This window comes from Actinomadura sp. J1-007, from assembly GCF_009793335.1.
Classification (GTDB): Bacteria; Actinomycetota; Actinomycetes; order Streptosporangiales; family Streptosporangiaceae; genus Spirillospora; species Spirillospora yumaensis.
On sequence record NZ_WING01000001.1, the window covers coordinates 5,847,455 to 5,862,332 of the forward strand.

Sequence of the window (14,878 nt, forward strand, 5' to 3'; positions counted from 1 at the left end):
GCGGACTCCGCCGGGCGTCCCGTTCTCCTCGATGACCTTCCCGAACGCGTGGTCGCGCCGGATCCGTTCTCCGCGAGGACTCCGGAGCCCTGAGCGCTCCGCGGGCGTCCGCTCAGGCCAGGGTGGTACGGATCCGCTGGGTCACCTCGTGCAGGAGCGTGTCGGGCTCCAGGCGCGCCCGCGCGATCGCCGAGAAGAGGGCGGGCAGGCCCGCGAGGGGGTACGGGTCGTCGTCGGCGCCGCGGAGGGCCCGTTCGCCGACCGGGTGGCGGCGGAGCGACGCGCGGGCGCGCGCCCAGGCCGCCTGCACCTCCTCGGGCGACGGGACCCCGAAGCCGTGGCCGACCGGGGCGGCGTGGCGGAGCTTCACGAGGGCGCCGTCGCCGAAGTCGGCCGCCAGCTTGCAGCGCTCGGTGAGGTCGGCGCGGACCCGCGCGTCCAGGCGCCCCATCACCGAGCAGGGCGTACGGCAGCGGGCCGCGCAGTCGCCGAGGGCGGCCGACACCTGGCTGTGCTGCCGGTCCAGGTAGGCGCGCCACCCCGGGCCCGGCTCCCTGGACACGCGCAGGGTGCGCTCGCAGGCGGAACGTTCCGGACGGGTGTGGTCGCAGTCGCGCGCCGCGCCCGGCTCCAGGGCGACGCCGAAGCGGCTGCCCGGCCCGGTGACGGACGCGCCGATGAGGGCCGGGTCGCCCGCGTGGCCGAGGACGGGCTCCCAGGCGAGCAGCGGCAGGTACTCGCTCGCGATGTGGACGGCGGCCACCAGCGCCGCCATCTCGCGGCGGTGCCAGCGGATCGCGATGACCTCCAGCAGCAGCGCGTACGCGGGCCGCAGGCTCGCCAGCGCCCCGCGCGGGCGCTCCTTCGCGGTCTGGGGCATGCGGCTCGCGCGGGCGCGGTCGAGCAGGTCGGCGGGGACCTCGCCCGCGTCCTCGGGCATCCCGAAGTCCTCCGCGTCCAGGTCCAGGACGCGCTGGCCGAACGCGCAGAGCGCGGCGACCGCGGCCGGGCGGGGCACGACCGCCCCGTCGCCGGCCGCGAGGGCCTCCAGGTCGCCGAAGGCGTACCGCCCCGCCAGTGCCGTCAGAACGTCCCGTGCCGTCTCCACGTCCCCACCCTGCCAGCCGTTCCCCCGTGGTCACGCCACCGGTCCGGGAACCGCCGCATGACCACGAGGGGGCGGGGCGTCAGGACGCGGCGGCGTCCTTCGCGCGGGCGCGCAGGGCGCGGGCCACGCCGTCGCGGCCCTCCGACAGCAGCCTGGCGAGCGCGGCCGGCGGCTCGCTGTCGGCGATGTACGCCTCGGTGCGGGCGACCGTGGACTCCTCGATCACCAGGAACGGGTAGGCCACCTCGGCGAACGTCTGCGACATGTCGCTCGACCACTCCGACCAGATGCGGCCGACCTCGGCGAAGTACCGGTCCACGTACGGGACGAGCAGCGCCGAGTGGTCGGGGTCGACGAAGCCGCCGAGCGTGGCGCGGAACACCGCGTTCGGCAGCTCGCCGCCGATGATCCGCTCCCAGGCCGCGGCCTTGGCCTCGGCCGTCGGCAGCGCCGACCGGCAGGACGCGGCGGCGCGCTCGCCGGTCGCGGTCGGGTCGCGCTTCAGCTCGGCGTCGATCTCCGCCTCGCCCGCCTTGCCGGTCCCGACGAGGCGGTGCAGCAGCGTCCAGCGCAGGTCGGCGTCCACCGTGAGCCCTTCGAGGGACGCGGTGCCGGCCAGCAGCCCGGCGACGAAGCCGAGGTGCGCGTCGGACGCGGCCACGGGCACGAACGCCTGGATGTAGGCGAGCTGGAGGTCGGAGCCCGGCGCGGCCTCGTGCGCCAGCTCGTACAGGGCGTCCGCCATGAGGTCGAGCCCCTCGCGGCGCCACTGCGGCGAGGCGTACTGCTGGAGCGCGGTGCGGGCCTGCCGCAGCAGCGTCTGCGTGACCGAGATGTCGGTGACGCCGCGGATGCCCTGCACGACCAGCTTGACGTAGTCGCGGGTCGCCAGCTCGGCGTCCCGCGTCATGTCCCACGCCGCCGACCAGCACAGCGCGCGCGGCAGCCCGTCCCGGATGTCGCCGATGCCCTCGACCAGCGTGCGCAGCGAGTGCTCGTCCAGCCGGACCTTGGCGTACGTCAGGTCGTCGTCGTTGACCAGGACGAGGTCGGGGCGCTTGTCGCCGACCAGCTCCGGCACCTCCGTGCGGGCCCCGACGACGTCGAGCTCGACGCGCCGCCGCCGCACGATCCCCTCCGCCGTGCGGTCGTACAGCCCGATCGCCACGCGGTGCGAGCGCAGCGTCGGGTAGTCGGGCTTCGCCTCCTGGAGGACGTGGAACGCGGTGAAGTCGCCGTTGGCGTCCACCTCGTAGACGGGGCGCAGCGTGTTGACCCCGGCCGTCTCCAGCCACTCCTTCGACCACGACGCGAGGTCGCGGCCGGAGGTCTCCTCCAGCGCGTCCAGCAGGTCGGCGAGGACCGTGTTGCCCCACGCGTGCCGCTGGAAGTAGCGCCGCACGCCCTCCAGGAAGTTGTCGCGCCCGACGTACGCCACGAGCTGCTTGAGGACGCTCGCGCCCTTCGCGTACGTGATCCCGTCGAAGTTGACCTCCACCGCGCGGATGTCGGGGATGTCGGCGGAGATCGGGTGCGTCGAGGGGAGCTGGTCCTGCCGGTACGCCCACGCCTTCATCAGGTTCGCGAACGTCGTCCACGAGCCCTTCCACTTGGTCGCCTCGGCCTGGCACAGCACGCTCATGTACGTGGCGAACGACTCGTTCAGCCACAGGTCGTCCCACCACCGCATGGTGACCAGGTCGCCGAACCACATGTGCGCCATCTCGTGCAGGATCGTCTCGGCGCGCCGTTCGTACGCCGCGTCCGTCACCCGGGAACGGAAGACGTAGTCCTCCAGGAACGTGACGCAGCCCGCGTTCTCCATCGCGCCCGCGTTGAACTCCGGCACGAAGAGCTGGTCGTACTTGGTGAACGGGTACGGCCGGTCGAACACCTCCTCGAAGAACGCGAAGCCCTGCCGGGTCACGTCCACGATCGCCTCGGCGTCCAGGTGCTCGGCGAGCGACGCCCGGCAGTACACGCCGAGCGGGATGACGCTGCCGTCCTCGCGCCGGTACTCGTCCCGCACCACGTGGTACGGGCCCGCGACCAGCGCCGTGATGTACGTCGAGATCTCCGGCGTCGCGGGGAAGTGCCGGCGCCCGCCCTCGACCGTGTCGGGCGCCTCGTTGGTGACGACCTCCCAGCCGTCCGGCGCGGTCACCGTCAGCTCGAACGTCGCCTTCAGGTCCGGCTGGTCGAAGCAGGTGAACATCCGGTGCGCGTCGGCGGTCTCGAACTGCGTGTAGAGGTACACGCTCTGGTCCACGGGGTCGACGAACCGGTGCAGGCCCTCGCCCGAGCGGGAGTACGTGCAGTCGGCCACCACGCGCAGCTCGTTGTCGGCGGCGAGGCCCGGGAGCGGGATGCGCCCCTTGGCGGAGTCGTAGTCCGCCGGGTCCAGCGCCGTGCCGTTCAGCGTCACCTCCCGCACGACGGCGCCGTGCAGGTCGACGAACGTCGAGGCGCCCGCCTCGGCGCTGCCGAAGCGGATCACGGTGGTGGAACCGAACCGCTCCTCACCCGTCGTGAGGTCCAGCTCCACCGCGTACGACTGGACGGTGAGCAGCCGGGCCCGTTCCCGCGCCTCGTCGCGCGTGAGGTTGCCTGCCACATGTACTCCTTGGTCGGCTCATCGCTTGGTATCCCCCATGTCTACCAACCGGCGGGGGTCCGGGGCTGCGCGGCACGGCCATCGGTTCGCCCGGGTCCGCCGGCGGGGCCGCTGGCCACCTCCGGCCGCGGGCCCCGCCGCTCGGGGAGGCCGCGCGGGGAATGGGCCCGGAGGACCGCCGGTTGTTGCCGGAACAGGAATTTTCCGCACCAGGCGGCAGCCCAAGGAGGACCTCCGTTGTCACAGGACGCCCGCACCCCAGTGGACTTCTGGTTCGACCCGCTGTGCCCTTGGGCCTGGTTGACGTCGCGCTGGATCCTGGAGGTCGAGAAGCTCCGGCCCGTCGACGTGCGCTGGCACGTCATGAGCCTCGCCGTCCTCAACGAGGACAAGGACGTGCCCGAGGAGTACCGCAAGGCCCTTGAGGGGGCGTGGGGCCCGTGCGCCTCTGCGTCGCCGCGGAGCAGAAGTACGGCTCCGAGGTGCTCGGCCGCCTCTACACCGAGCTCGGCACGCGCCGCCACAACGAGCGGCAGAAGTTCGGGCCCGAGCTGTACGAGGCCGCGCTGGAGGCGGCGGGCCTCGACCCGGCGCTCGCCGCCGCGGCGGACTCGACCGACTACGACACCGCCGTCCGCGCGTCCCACAAGGACGGCATCGACCGCGTCGGCCAGGAGGTCGGCACGCCGGTCATCGAGGTCGAGGGCCACGCCTTCTTCGGCCCCGTGGTCACCCCGGCCCCGCGCGGCGAGGCCGCCGTCAAGCTGTTCGACGGCGTGCTGGCCGTCGCGAGCACCGACGGCTTCTTCGAGCTGAAGCGCACCCGGGACCGCGACCCGATCTTCGACTAGCGGCCCGCGGGGCCCGGCCGGGCCCCGTCCGCGCCGGAACCTGGCACGGTGTGGCAGTTGCGAGTCCCTTGCAACTGCCACGCGTACGCCCTCAGACTGGACTTACCGCACTCGACGGGTAGGACGGTGAGGGACGTGCACGTACCGGACGGATTCATCAACGCCCCGGTCTCGGTCGCGGCCGGGGCGGTGGCCGTCGCCGGGGTGGCCGTGGCGCTGCGCGGCGCCCGCCGCGAGCTGGACGACCGGACCGCTCCACTGGCGGGCCTGACCGCCGCGTTCGTCTTCGCGGCGCAGATGCTCAACTTCCCGGTCGCCTCCGGGACGAGCGGCCACCTGCTCGGCGGGACGCTCGCCGCGATCCTGGTCGGGCCCTACACCGGCGTGCTGTGCGTGTCGGTGGTGCTGCTCATGCAGGGGCTGCTGTTCGCCGACGGCGGGCTGACCGCGCTCGGCGTCAACATCGTCAACATGGCGCTGGTCACCGTGCTCGTCGGGTACGGGCTGTTCCGGCTGCTGCTGCGGGTCCTGCCGAAGTCGCCCGCGTCGGTCGCGGGCGCCTCGTTCACCGCCGCGGTCGTGTCGGTGCCGTGCTCGGCCGCGGTGTTCACCCTGGTCTACGCGGTCGGCGGCACGACCGACGTCTCGGTCGGCAAGGTCGCCGCCGCGATGATCGGCGTGCACGTGCTGATCGGGATCGGCGAGGCGCTGATCACGGCCGTCACGGTCTCCAGCGTGCTCGCCGTCCGCCCCGACCTGGTGTACGGCGCGCGCGACCTCGTCAAGCCCCTGGAGCTGCGCCGGACCGGCACGCGGGACGGCGCGCCGGGCGGGACCCCGGACCGGGCGTCCGGACCCGCGGGCGACGCGCGGACGCCCGAGGGCCCCGAACCGTCCGGCGCGAGCGCCTGAGGAGGCGGCCATGACCACCAAGACCACGGCCGGACGCCCGGTCAAGCGCTCCACCAAGCGGTTCTTCGCCGCGTTCCTCCTGGTGTCGCTGGTCCTCGCGGGGATCGTCAGCTACTACGCCAGCTCCAGCCCCGACGGGCTGGAGAAGGTCGCCGCGGACAAGGGCATCGACTCCAAGGAGAAGGACCACTCCCTCAAGGACTCGCCGTTCAGCGACTACGGGGTCAAGGGCGTGGACGACTCGCGCCTGTCCGGCGGCCTCGCGGGCGTCGTCGGCGTCGGCGCGGTGCTGCTCGTCGGCGGCGGGCTGTTCTGGGTCGTGCGGCGGCGCGGCGGCACGCCCGAGCACGGCCGCGACGGCGCGCAGGGCTCCGCGCCCGCGCGGGAACCGGCCGGGTCCGAGGACGCCTGAGTGGGCGCCGGGCACGCGCACCGGCTGTACGTGCCGGGCGCCTCGCCGGTGCACCGGCTCCCGCCGCAGTGCAAGCTGGTCGCCGTCCTGGCGTTCGTCCTGCTCGTCGTCGCCACCCCCCGCGAGCGGCTCTGGGCGTTCGCGGGGTACGCGGCGCTGCTCGCGGCCGTCGCCGTCGCGGCCCGCGTCCCGCTCCGGCTGGTGCTGCGCCGCGTCGTGATCGAGGTGCCGTTCGTGGCGTTCGCGTTCCTGATGCCGTTCGTCGCGAACGGCGAGAGGGTGCGGGTGCTCGGCGTCGCGGTGAGCGAGAACGGGCTGTGGGGCGCCTGGAACATCCTCGCCAAGGGCACCCTCGGCGTCGTCGCGTCCATCCTCCTCGCCGCCACGACCGAGCCGCGCGTCCTGCTGCTCGGCATCGAGCGGCTGCGGATGCCGCAGCTCATCACGCAGATCGCGACGTTCATGCTGCGGTACGGCGACGTCGTCACCGCGGAGCTGGCGCGGATGCGGGTGGCGCGCGCGTCGCGCGGCTTCGAGGCCCGCGACCTGCGCGACGCGGGCGTGCTCGCCAAGTCGGTCGGCGCGCTGTTCCTGCGCTCGTACGAACGCGGCGAGCGCGTCCACCTCGCCATGGTCAGCCGCGGCTACGACGGCCGCATGCCCGTCCTGCACGACGTGGGCGCCACGGCCGCCCAGTGGTCGCTGGCCGCCGCCCTCCCCCTGACCGCCGCCCTCGTCACCCTGGCAGCCTGGAGCGTGTGATGACCCCCTCCCTTGAGGTCAGCGGCCTCGCGTACGCGTACCCCGACGGCACCCAGGCCCTCTACGGCGTGGACGTCACGATCGGGCGCGGCGAGCGGGTGGCGCTGCTCGGGCCGAACGGCGCGGGCAAGACGACGCTGGTGCTGCACCTGAACGGCATCCTGTCGGGCGGCCTGGGCGAGGTGCGCGTCGGCGGCCTCGCGGTGGACCCCAAGGACAAGAAGGGGCTGCGCGAGGTGCGGCGCAGGGTCGGGATCGTGTTCCAGGACCCCGACGACCAGCTGTTCATGCCGACGGTGGGGGAGGACGTGGCGTTCGGCCCGGCCAACCTCGGGCTGCGCGGCGCCGAGCTGGACGCGCGGGTGAAGGACGCGCTCGGGCGGGTCGGGATGCTGGACGTGGCCGATCGGCCCCCGCAGCACCTGTCGTTCGGGCAGCGCCGCCGCGTCGCGGTCGCCACCGTCCTCGCGATGCGGCCCGAGATCCTCGTGCTGGACGAGCCGTCCTCCAACCTCGACCCCGCGAGCCGCCGCGAGCTGGCCGAGATCCTGCTCGGGCTGGACGTGACGGTCCTGATGGTCACGCACGACCTGCCGTACGCCGCCGAGCTGTGCCCGCGCTCGCTCATCCTGTCCGGCGGGGTGATCGCCGCCGACGCCCCCACGCTCGACATCCTCAGGGACGACGACCTGCTGGCCGCGCACCGCCTCGAACTGCCCTTCGGGTTCGACCCGGCCGCGGCCGCCCGCCTGCTCGGCTGACCCGCGCGGGCCGTTCTCCCGGACGGCCCGCGCACCCGACACGCCGCCCATCACGGGACCCGCCGCGGATTCGCGGATTCGGCTTGCTTCCGCCCGCTCGCTTCGGGACACTCGACACCCTGGAAGTGGCAACGGTTTTCATATCCGAATCGGGGGTTTTCGTGAAGGTTGCGTTCGTGGGCAAGGGCGGCAGCGGCAAGACCACCCTGTCGTCGCTGTTCGTGCGGCACCTCGCCGGGCTCGGCCTCCCGGTGGTGGCGGTGGACGCCGACATCAACCAGCACCTCGGCGTGGCGCTCGGGCTGGACGAGGGTCGGGCCGCGAAGATCCCGGCGATGGGCGACCGGCTCACCGAGATCAAGGAGTGGCTGCGCGGCTCCAACCCCCGGATCGAGTCGGCGTCGGCGATGGTCAAGACGACCCCGGCTGGCCGGGGCTCGCGGCTGCTGCGGGTCGGCGGCGACGACCCGGTGCACGCGCTCGCGCAGGAGGTGGACGGGGTCACGCTGCTGGCGACCGGCCCGTTCAACGACGAGGACCTGGGCGTGGCGTGCTACCACTCCAAGACCGGCGCGGTGGAGCTCTACCTCAACCACCTGGTGGACGGGCCGGGCGAGTACGTGGTGGTCGACATGACCGCGGGCGCCGACACGTTCGCCTCCGGGCTGTTCACCCGGTTCGACCTGATGTTCCTGGTGGCCGAGCCGACCCGCAAGGGCGTCGGGGTGTACCGGCAGTACACCGACTACGCGCGCGACTACGACGTGGCGATCAGCGTGGTCGGCAACAAGGTGCAGGGCGAGGCGGACGTCGCCTACCTGCGCGAGCACGTCGGCGCCGACCTGCTGACGTGGCTCGGGCAGTCGGCGAGCGTGCGGGCGATGGAGCAGGGCCGGCCGGGCGTCGCCCTGGAGGACGACAACGCGGCGGCCCTCGACTGGATGCGCGCCGCGGTGGACGCCCGGCCGAAGGACTGGGACAGGTTCCAGCGCCAGGCCGCCGAGTTCCACGTCAAGAACGCCCGGAGCTGGGCCAACCGCGCGGTCGGCGCCGACCTGGAGACCCAGATCGACCCCGACTTCCGCTTCCCCGCCTGACGGTCGCGCCGCGCGCCCTCCCGGGCCCGTCCGGTGGATCGGCGATCCGCCGCGCGACGCGTGCCGCGCGGCGCGCAAGAACCACCGGACAGGCCCTAGCCGGTCGGCGCCGAACGCCGATAATCTTGCGCGCCATGACAGCGCGGCGGATGTTCGCAACGGCCATCGGCGCGGTCGTGCCGCTGGCCCTCATCTCCCTGCTCTTCGGCAACCAGTGGGTCACCGACGCGATCCTGAAGAGCGACTTCGAGTACGACAAGGGCGTCGGCCGGCTGGTCGCGTGGCTCCAGTTCCCCTCCTGGCGGCTCACCACGGGCGAGCGCCACCTCGACAACGGCTTCGCCTACGTCGTCGCGATCGACTTCTCCCTGGTGCTGTTCTTCGCGGTCGCCGCGGCGCTGGTGCTCGCCGGGGCGCGGTCGCTCGACCCCGCGCGGAACCTGTTCGGCGCGGTGATCGTCGGCTGGTGGGCGACGTTCGTCGCGGGCGGCCTGGCCGGGCTGGTCGACGGCGTCCTGATGAACTGGACGCTCGACTACCCGGACCGGACGATGGCGATGATGGTCTGGAACGGCGTGTCGCAGGGCGTCGGGTTCGGCCTCGTGTACGGCTGGCTGGCGGGGCTCGGCGCGCTGGTCGGGTTCCTGGTGGCCCGCGGGCGGACGCCGATGGGGCCGTACCGCCGGGGCAGCAGCAGCCTCCGTACCAGGCGCGGATGCCGCAGGCGCTGTCTCCGCAGCATCCGGCCGCCGTCCCGTACGTCCCGCCGGGCCAGCAGGGGCAGCCGGGCCAGCCGTACCAGCAGGGCCAGCCGCAGCCGGGGTGGGGCGCCGCACCGGTCCCGCAGATGCCCGCGCAGCCGCAGGGGCAGCCGCAGCCGGTCGCCTACCCGCCGCCGCAGCCCGCCCCCGCCGCGCCCGCGCCTCCGCCCCCGGCTCCGGCCCCCGAGTCGCCGGCCGCGCCCGCCGAGGACGAACGGAGCGAGCAGGACGCCGAGCCCGCGCCGCAGGACGCCGAGAAGCCCGCGCCGCAGGACGCCGAGAAGCCCGGCGACGAGCCCGCCGAGCCGGCCGGCGCCGCCGCCGAACGGCCCGCCGAGGACGGCCCCGAGCCGTCGCCGGAGCCGGAGGACTCCGCGGACTCCGGTGGGCGGGTGGACGCCGCGAACGTCACGATGGTCGACCGCGGGAAGGACGAGGGAGGTCACAAGCCCCTCGCGCCCCCGTCCTGACCCGGGGCCGGACCTTCCGCGCGGACCTGCGAGAATCGGCGCATGCGCGTGTATCTTGGCTGCGATCATGCCGGTTTCGAGCTCAAGGAGCACCTGGTCGCCTGGTTGAAGGCGAACGGGCACGAGCCGGTCGACTGCGGGGCGTTCGAGTACGACGCCGTCGACGACTACCCGCCGTTCGTCCTGCGGGCGGCTCGGCGGACGGTCGCCGACCCGGGCAGCCTCGGCGTGGTCCTCGGCGGCTCCGGCAACGGCGAGGCGATCGCGGCCAACAAGGTCGAGGGCGTGCGCGCCGCGCTGGTGTGGAACGACGACACCGCCACCCTCGCCCGGCAGCACAACGACGCCAACGTGATCAGCCTCGGGGCGCGCCAGCACGACGCCGACACCGCCACGCGGTTCGTCGCGCTGTTCCTCGACACGCCGTACTCCGAGGAGGCGCGGCACACCCGCCGGATCCAGATGCTCAGCGAGTACGAGCGCACCGGCGAACTCCCGCCCCTGCCCGGCGGGAGCTGACGGCCCGCCCCGAAACCCGCTGAGCCCGCGCCCGACGCCCGCGTTCTCGACGCCGCTCAGCGTCTAGGACGGGTTCGGGTGGGGGCCTCGCTTGCCGAGGCGGCGGCGCTCGTTCTTGGCGGCCTTGGTGCGCTTGGCGGGCTCGGCGGGTCTCGGCGGGGGCGGTTCCTCGCCGTCGGCCCGGGGCCGCGACACGTCGCGCGCCCTCATCGCCGCGTCCACGGTGATGCGCATGCCCGGATGGCCCATGGCGCCTCCCTCTCCGGCACTCCCGAATCCCGTTCGCGTCCGTCGCCCCATTGGACACCCGGGGGTGGGGGTCGGGGCAAGGGGTGAAGGGCGAGGCGGGCCGCGGCGCGCCCCGGCGTGTCGGCCCGGTTCCCGTGCGGCGCGGGGTGGCTGACATCACGTGCGTGGAGCGTTGCAAGACGTCACCGCTGGCGCGGTTGACCGCCGGGTCGGCCGGATGGTCGGTACAGTGCCGGAGTCATGCTTCAACGACTGGTGCACCTTCTCCCGCCGAGAGTGCGCGCCTTCCTGCGCAGGATCCCGGTCCTCGTGCGGTTCTACAGGTGGCTGCGGCGCGGGAAGCTCACCAGGGAGCGGTACGTGTTCGCCGCCCTGGCGCTCCTCGCGATCGCCATCGGGCTCGCGGCGGCCACCGACTCCAAGGGCTGGGCGCCGTCCGGCGCGCTGGTGCTGACCGTGCTCGGCGGCGGGCTGCTGCTCAGGGTGCGCAGCCTGTCGATGCTGCTCGGCGTCGTGGTGGCCATGGTGGCGTACGACGCGTGGCACGACCGTTCGGCGGTCGGTCCGGGCGTGGTGGCGACGCTGGTGATCACCGCCGTGCTGGCGGTGACGCTGGCCCGTACCCGGCAGCAGCTCGGCGTGATGGGGCTGCGCGGCGACTCGATGCTGCTGGAGCTGCGCGACCGGCTGCGCCGCCAGGGCGAGATGCCCGAGCTGCCGGACGGCTGGGACTCGCAGGTCGTGCTGCTCCAGGCGGGCGGCTCCTCGTTCGGCGGCGACTTCGTGGTCTCGTCCTGCGACGGCGACTCGCTGGAGGTCGCGCTGGTGGACGTGTCGGGCAAGGGGACCGACGCCGGCACCCGCGCGCTGATGCTCTCCGGCGCTTTCGGTGGTTTGCTTGGATCGATCCAGTCTGACCGGTTCCTGCCCGCCTGCAACGCGTACCTGCAACGCCAGCGGTGGGACGAGGGGTTCGTCACGGCCGTCCACGTCGTGGTCGACCTGCACACCGGCGACTACACGGTCGAGTCGGCCGGGCACCCGCCCGCGGTGCAGTTCGACGCGGGCAGCGGCAACTGGAAGGTCAGCCCGGCCAAGGGCGTCGTGCTCGGCGTGGTGCCCGACCTGCGGTGCGTGCCCGAGAGCGGCACGCTGCGGCCCGGCGACGCGCTGCTGCTCTACACCGACGGCCTGGTCGAGTCGCCGGGCCGCGACCTCGACGCGGGCATCGACGGGCTGCTCGGCGAGGCCGAACGGCTCGTCCCCAACGGCTTCCGCAAGGGCGCCAAGGAACTGGTCGAGCGGATGGCCGCCGCCCGCGACGACGACTGCGCGCTCGTCCTGATCTGGCGCACCTGACGCAGGTCAGCGGCGGTGCCGCTTCGCCTTGTCGGTCTTCGCGCGGTGGTCGGTGTGGAGCTTGTGCGGGCGCAGCAGCCCGGCCTGCCTGATCTGCGGCATCGGCTGCCGCTGGCGCGCCGGCGCGGACCGTTCGCCCGTCGCGGCGCCGGCCTGCGGGGCGGGTGTGCGGGTGTCGCCGCCCATGCCGAAGATGAGCCCGAAGACCAGCGCGACGGACGCGGCGGCGCCCACGGTCGCGGTCGTCCTCGGGCCCGCGCGCCCGTTGCGGCGGACGCGCGCGGCGCGCCTGGTCGCTTCGAGGACGCGGGTCCGCGCGCCGTTCGGCCGCCGCGGGACGGCGGCGTGCGAGCCCTCGGCCGGTCCCGTGCCGCGGTCGCCCTCCGGGCGTCCGGTCGGGGCGAGCGACGGCGGGGGCACCCATGCGGCGGTCGACTCGCCCGAGTCGTCCGGCAGCGGCGACTCCGGCGCCGCGGGGCGCTGGCCCGGCACGCCCGCCGCGGCGAACGGCTCGGCGGGCGCCGCGGCGGTGGCCGCAGCCGAGGCGGGCGGTTCGGTGTGCGGCGCGGCCTGCCGGACGAGCGCGAGCAGCAGGTCGGGCGCGGTCGGGCGGTCCTCGGGACGCTTCGACAGCGCGGCCCGCACGGACGGCAGCAGCGCGTCCGGCAGGCCGGTCAGGTCGGGCTCGTCGCTCATCACCCGCAGCGCGACCGCCGAGGCCGCGCCGTCCCCGAACGGGAGCCGCCCGGTCCCGGCGTACGCGACCAGGCAGCCCCACGCGAACACGTCGGACGCCGGCGCGGCGGCCCCGCCGGTGACGACCTCGGGCGGCATCCAGCCGGGCGTGCCGAGCACCGCGCCGGACGAGACGAACGACCCGGGCGAGTCCTGCGTGCGGGCGATGCCGAAGTCGATGACCCGGCAGCCGGACAGCGTGAGCATCACGTTGGCCGGTTTCAGGTCGCGGTGGATGAGCCCGGCGCAGTGGATCGCGGCGAGCGCGGACGCGGTGCTCACGGCGACGCCGTGCAGCTCGGCGGGCGGCATCGGGCCGCCCGCGATGACGCGGTGGTGCAGCGACACCCCGCCCACGTACTCGCTGACGATGTAGGGGCGCCCGTCCTCCTCGCCCTGCGCCAGCACGCGCGCCGTGCAGAACGACGCGACGCGCGCGGCGAGCACCGCCTCGTCGCGGAACCGCGCCAGATAGGCCGGGTCCCCCGCGAGATGCGCATGGATCGTCTTCACCGCGACGCGCCCGCCGGTGCGCGGGTCGCGGCCGAGGTAGACGGTGCCCATGCCGCCCGCGCCGATCCGGCCGAGCAGGGGATAGCCCCCGACGGCCGTGGGGTCGCGGGCGTCGAGCTGCCGTACGTCGTCTGCTGGGGAGTCCGTCTCGTTGCCGAACATCGCGGTACCTCTAGGCCCTTTCAGGCTCTGGAGCCCGTGGAGAGCTAAGTGTCCCTTTGAGAGCTTCTGTCCCTGCATCCCCGTTCGCGCGCAAAGTATGGATCTCGACTTCATGAAAATCGGACCGGGTCGGAGGAAACGCGATCGTCACGCGGATGTTTCACCCCGTGCACGCGGGCCCGGCAGAGTGGAGGGCAGTTCGGCGGCCGCACCGACTCCGACGGATCCTCCTCGGCGCGCGGAGTCCGGTCGGCCGGCGGCACCGAAGGCGATGCCCGCGCGGACGGCACCCCAGGGGTGGGAGGCGCCGTCCGCGCGGGCGTCGGCCGTTGACCGCCCGCTTTCCTATATAACCTATTGACTTGGTAGGGAATCTCGCGCAGGATGGGGCCCGTGAGTTTCGAGGTCATCATCGGCAACCCCCGTTCCGGCTCCCGCACCGCGACCGCGGCCTCCGCCGCGGCCCGCGCCGTCGCGGACGCCGCCGGGATCGCGGGCGCGCCGGGCGTCATCGACCTGTCCGCCCTCGCGCCCGGCCTGCTGCGGCCCGACCCGGGCCCCGAGATCGCGGACGCCCACGCCCGCGTCGCCGGAGCCGACGTGCTCCTCGTCGCCAGCCCCACCTACAAGGGCACCTACACCGGCCTGCTCAAGGTGTTCCTCGACCGCTTCGCGGCCGGCTCGCTGACCGGCAAGGCCGCGCTGCCGCTGCTGCTCCTCGGCGCGCCCCGGCACGCCCTCGCGGTCGAGGTGCACCTGCGGCCGCTGCTCGTCGAGCTCGGCGCGACCGTCCCGACGCCGGGGCTCGCGCTGCTCGAAGCAGAGCTCGACCGGCTCGACTCCGTCGTCGCGGAGTGGGCCGGCCTGGTCGTCCCCGCCGTTCGGGGCGCTCTTACGGCGGGGGCCGCCCGGTGACCGGGACGGTGCAGGCACGGCCCGTCCCGGTCACCGGCGACTCGTTCCGCGACGCGCTGTCGCGGCACGCCGCCGGGGTCGTCGTGGTGACGGCCCGGCCCGCGTCCGGCGGTCCCGCCGGGCTCACCGCGACCTCGTTCACGTCGGTGAGCCTCGAACCGCCGCTCGTGTCGTTCTATGTGGCGACGTCCTCGACGACCTTCCCGCGGCTGCGGACCGCGCCGACGTTCGCGGTCAACGTCCTCGGCCACGACCAGGCCGAGGTCGCGGGGCGCTTCGCCGCGCGGGACGTGGACCGGTTCGCCGCGCCCGCCCGCTGGCGGAACGGTCCCGGCGGGGAGCCGCTGCTCGACGGCGCCGCCGCCCGGCTGCGCTGCGACTGGCACGACCTCCGGCGGATCGGCGACCACCTCCTCGTCGTCGGCCGGGTCATCGGCGTGGAGCTCGGCGGGGCGGAGGCCGTCCCGCTGCTCTACCACCGCGGCCGGTTCGGGCGGTTCGCCGCGTACCGGCACGCCTGACCCGCCCCGGCCGGGCCGGCACGGTCCGTCCCCAGGTTTCGGGCGACCGGCCCCGGTTACAACCAGACCAGTTGATCGTCCGGCGGGGACGCCGGGCCCGACCCCCCAGGCGGCAAGTGCCGTACCGGCCGGTACGGGGCGCGCGGCGGGCAAGGGG

Annotated in this window: 15 protein-coding genes and 1 pseudogene; 11 read left to right on the forward strand and 5 right to left on the reverse strand. The window is 74.4% G+C overall.

What is annotated here, in order from left to right:
- Window positions 1-112: 112 nt before the first annotated feature.
- Together GEV43_RS26585 and pepN are read right to left on the reverse strand one after the other, a co-directional pair.
- Window positions 113-1,108 carry a hypothetical protein gene (locus GEV43_RS26585; protein ID WP_160823037.1) on the reverse strand — a complete coding sequence of 332 codons (996 nt, stop codon included), beginning with the start codon at window positions 1,106-1,108 and terminating at the stop codon, window positions 113-115.
- A gap of 79 nt (window positions 1,109-1,187) precedes the next feature.
- Entirely contained in the window at window positions 1,188-3,722 is a 2,535-nt protein-coding gene (pepN, locus tag GEV43_RS26590; RefSeq protein ID WP_160823038.1) for an aminopeptidase N, read from the reverse strand.
- 237 nt (window positions 3,723-3,959) lie between these two features.
- Between pepN and GEV43_RS26595 the strand changes: the two are divergent.
- The 6 genes and pseudogenes from GEV43_RS26595 (at window position 3,960) to GEV43_RS26620 (ending at window position 8,517) form a co-directional block, all read left to right on the forward strand.
- Window positions 3,960-4,573 (forward strand): annotated as a pseudogene (locus GEV43_RS26595) (DsbA family protein).
- Between the two features lie 135 nt (window positions 4,574-4,708).
- Window positions 4,709-5,485: an energy-coupling factor ABC transporter permease gene (locus tag GEV43_RS26600; protein WP_160823039.1), complete on the forward strand. Its 777-nt coding sequence runs from the start codon at window positions 4,709-4,711 to the stop codon at window positions 5,483-5,485.
- 10 nt (window positions 5,486-5,495) lie between these two features.
- Window positions 5,496-5,897, forward strand: a complete 402-nt coding sequence (locus GEV43_RS26605; protein ID WP_160823040.1) for a PDGLE domain-containing protein — start codon at window positions 5,496-5,498, stop codon at window positions 5,895-5,897.
- The gene (gene cbiQ / locus GEV43_RS26610) at window positions 5,898-6,659 is read left to right on the forward strand and encodes a cobalt ECF transporter T component CbiQ (protein ID WP_160823041.1); all 762 of its coding nucleotides are present in this window, start codon (window positions 5,898-5,900) and stop codon (window positions 6,657-6,659) included.
- Entirely contained in the window at window positions 6,659-7,420 is a 762-nt protein-coding gene (locus GEV43_RS26615) for an energy-coupling factor ABC transporter ATP-binding protein (RefSeq protein WP_160823042.1), read from the forward strand. Before cbiQ ends, GEV43_RS26615 begins: the two co-directional genes overlap by 1 nt.
- 161 nt (window positions 7,421-7,581) lie before the next feature.
- Window positions 7,582-8,517: an ATP-binding protein gene (locus GEV43_RS26620; RefSeq protein WP_309239856.1), complete on the forward strand. Its 936-nt coding sequence runs from the start codon at window positions 7,582-7,584 to the stop codon at window positions 8,515-8,517.
- Between the two features lie 535 nt (window positions 8,518-9,052).
- Here the strand turns inward: GEV43_RS26620 and GEV43_RS48300 are convergent.
- Window positions 9,053-9,259 carry a hypothetical protein gene (locus GEV43_RS48300; protein WP_206681290.1) on the reverse strand — a complete coding sequence of 69 codons (207 nt, stop codon included), beginning with the start codon at window positions 9,257-9,259 and terminating at the stop codon, window positions 9,053-9,055.
- Here GEV43_RS48300 and GEV43_RS26625 point away from each other — a divergent pair.
- Window positions 9,233-9,748 (forward strand): hypothetical protein, encoded by a 516-nt coding sequence (locus GEV43_RS26625; protein ID WP_160823043.1) that lies wholly within the window; start codon window positions 9,233-9,235, stop codon window positions 9,746-9,748. The genes GEV43_RS48300 and GEV43_RS26625 overlap by 27 nt on opposite strands.
- Window positions 9,749-9,790: 42 nt before the next feature.
- Entirely contained in the window at window positions 9,791-10,267 is a 477-nt protein-coding gene (locus GEV43_RS26630) for a ribose-5-phosphate isomerase (protein WP_160823044.1), read from the forward strand.
- Between the two features lie 63 nt (window positions 10,268-10,330).
- Here GEV43_RS26630 and GEV43_RS26635 read toward each other — a convergent pair whose 3' ends face one another.
- Window positions 10,331-10,516 (reverse strand): hypothetical protein, encoded by a 186-nt coding sequence (locus tag GEV43_RS26635; RefSeq protein ID WP_160823045.1) that lies wholly within the window; start codon window positions 10,514-10,516, stop codon window positions 10,331-10,333.
- A gap of 240 nt (window positions 10,517-10,756) precedes the next feature.
- Between GEV43_RS26635 and GEV43_RS26640 the strand changes: the two genes are divergently transcribed.
- Window positions 10,757-11,875: a PP2C family protein-serine/threonine phosphatase gene (locus GEV43_RS26640; protein WP_160823046.1), complete on the forward strand. Its 1,119-nt coding sequence runs from the start codon at window positions 10,757-10,759 to the stop codon at window positions 11,873-11,875.
- Window positions 11,876-11,881: 6 nt separating this feature from the next.
- Here the strand turns inward: GEV43_RS26640 and GEV43_RS26645 are convergent, their stop codons facing one another.
- Window positions 11,882-13,285: a serine/threonine-protein kinase gene (locus GEV43_RS26645; protein WP_160823047.1), complete on the reverse strand. Its 1,404-nt coding sequence runs from the start codon at window positions 13,283-13,285 to the stop codon at window positions 11,882-11,884.
- Window positions 13,286-13,669: 384 nt separating this feature from the next.
- Between GEV43_RS26645 and GEV43_RS26650 the strand changes: the two genes are divergently transcribed.
- Both GEV43_RS26650 and GEV43_RS26655 read left to right on the forward strand, forming a co-directional pair.
- Window positions 13,670-14,200, forward strand: coding sequence for an NADPH-dependent FMN reductase (locus tag GEV43_RS26650; protein ID WP_175250139.1), 531 nt, complete (start codon window positions 13,670-13,672; stop codon window positions 14,198-14,200).
- Complete coding sequence (locus tag GEV43_RS26655) at window positions 14,197-14,721, forward strand: flavin reductase family protein (RefSeq protein WP_160823049.1); 525 nt, start codon at window positions 14,197-14,199, stop codon at window positions 14,719-14,721. The genes GEV43_RS26650 and GEV43_RS26655 overlap by 4 nt, the downstream gene beginning before the upstream one ends.
- The last annotated feature ends 157 nt before the right edge of the window (window positions 14,722-14,878 follow it).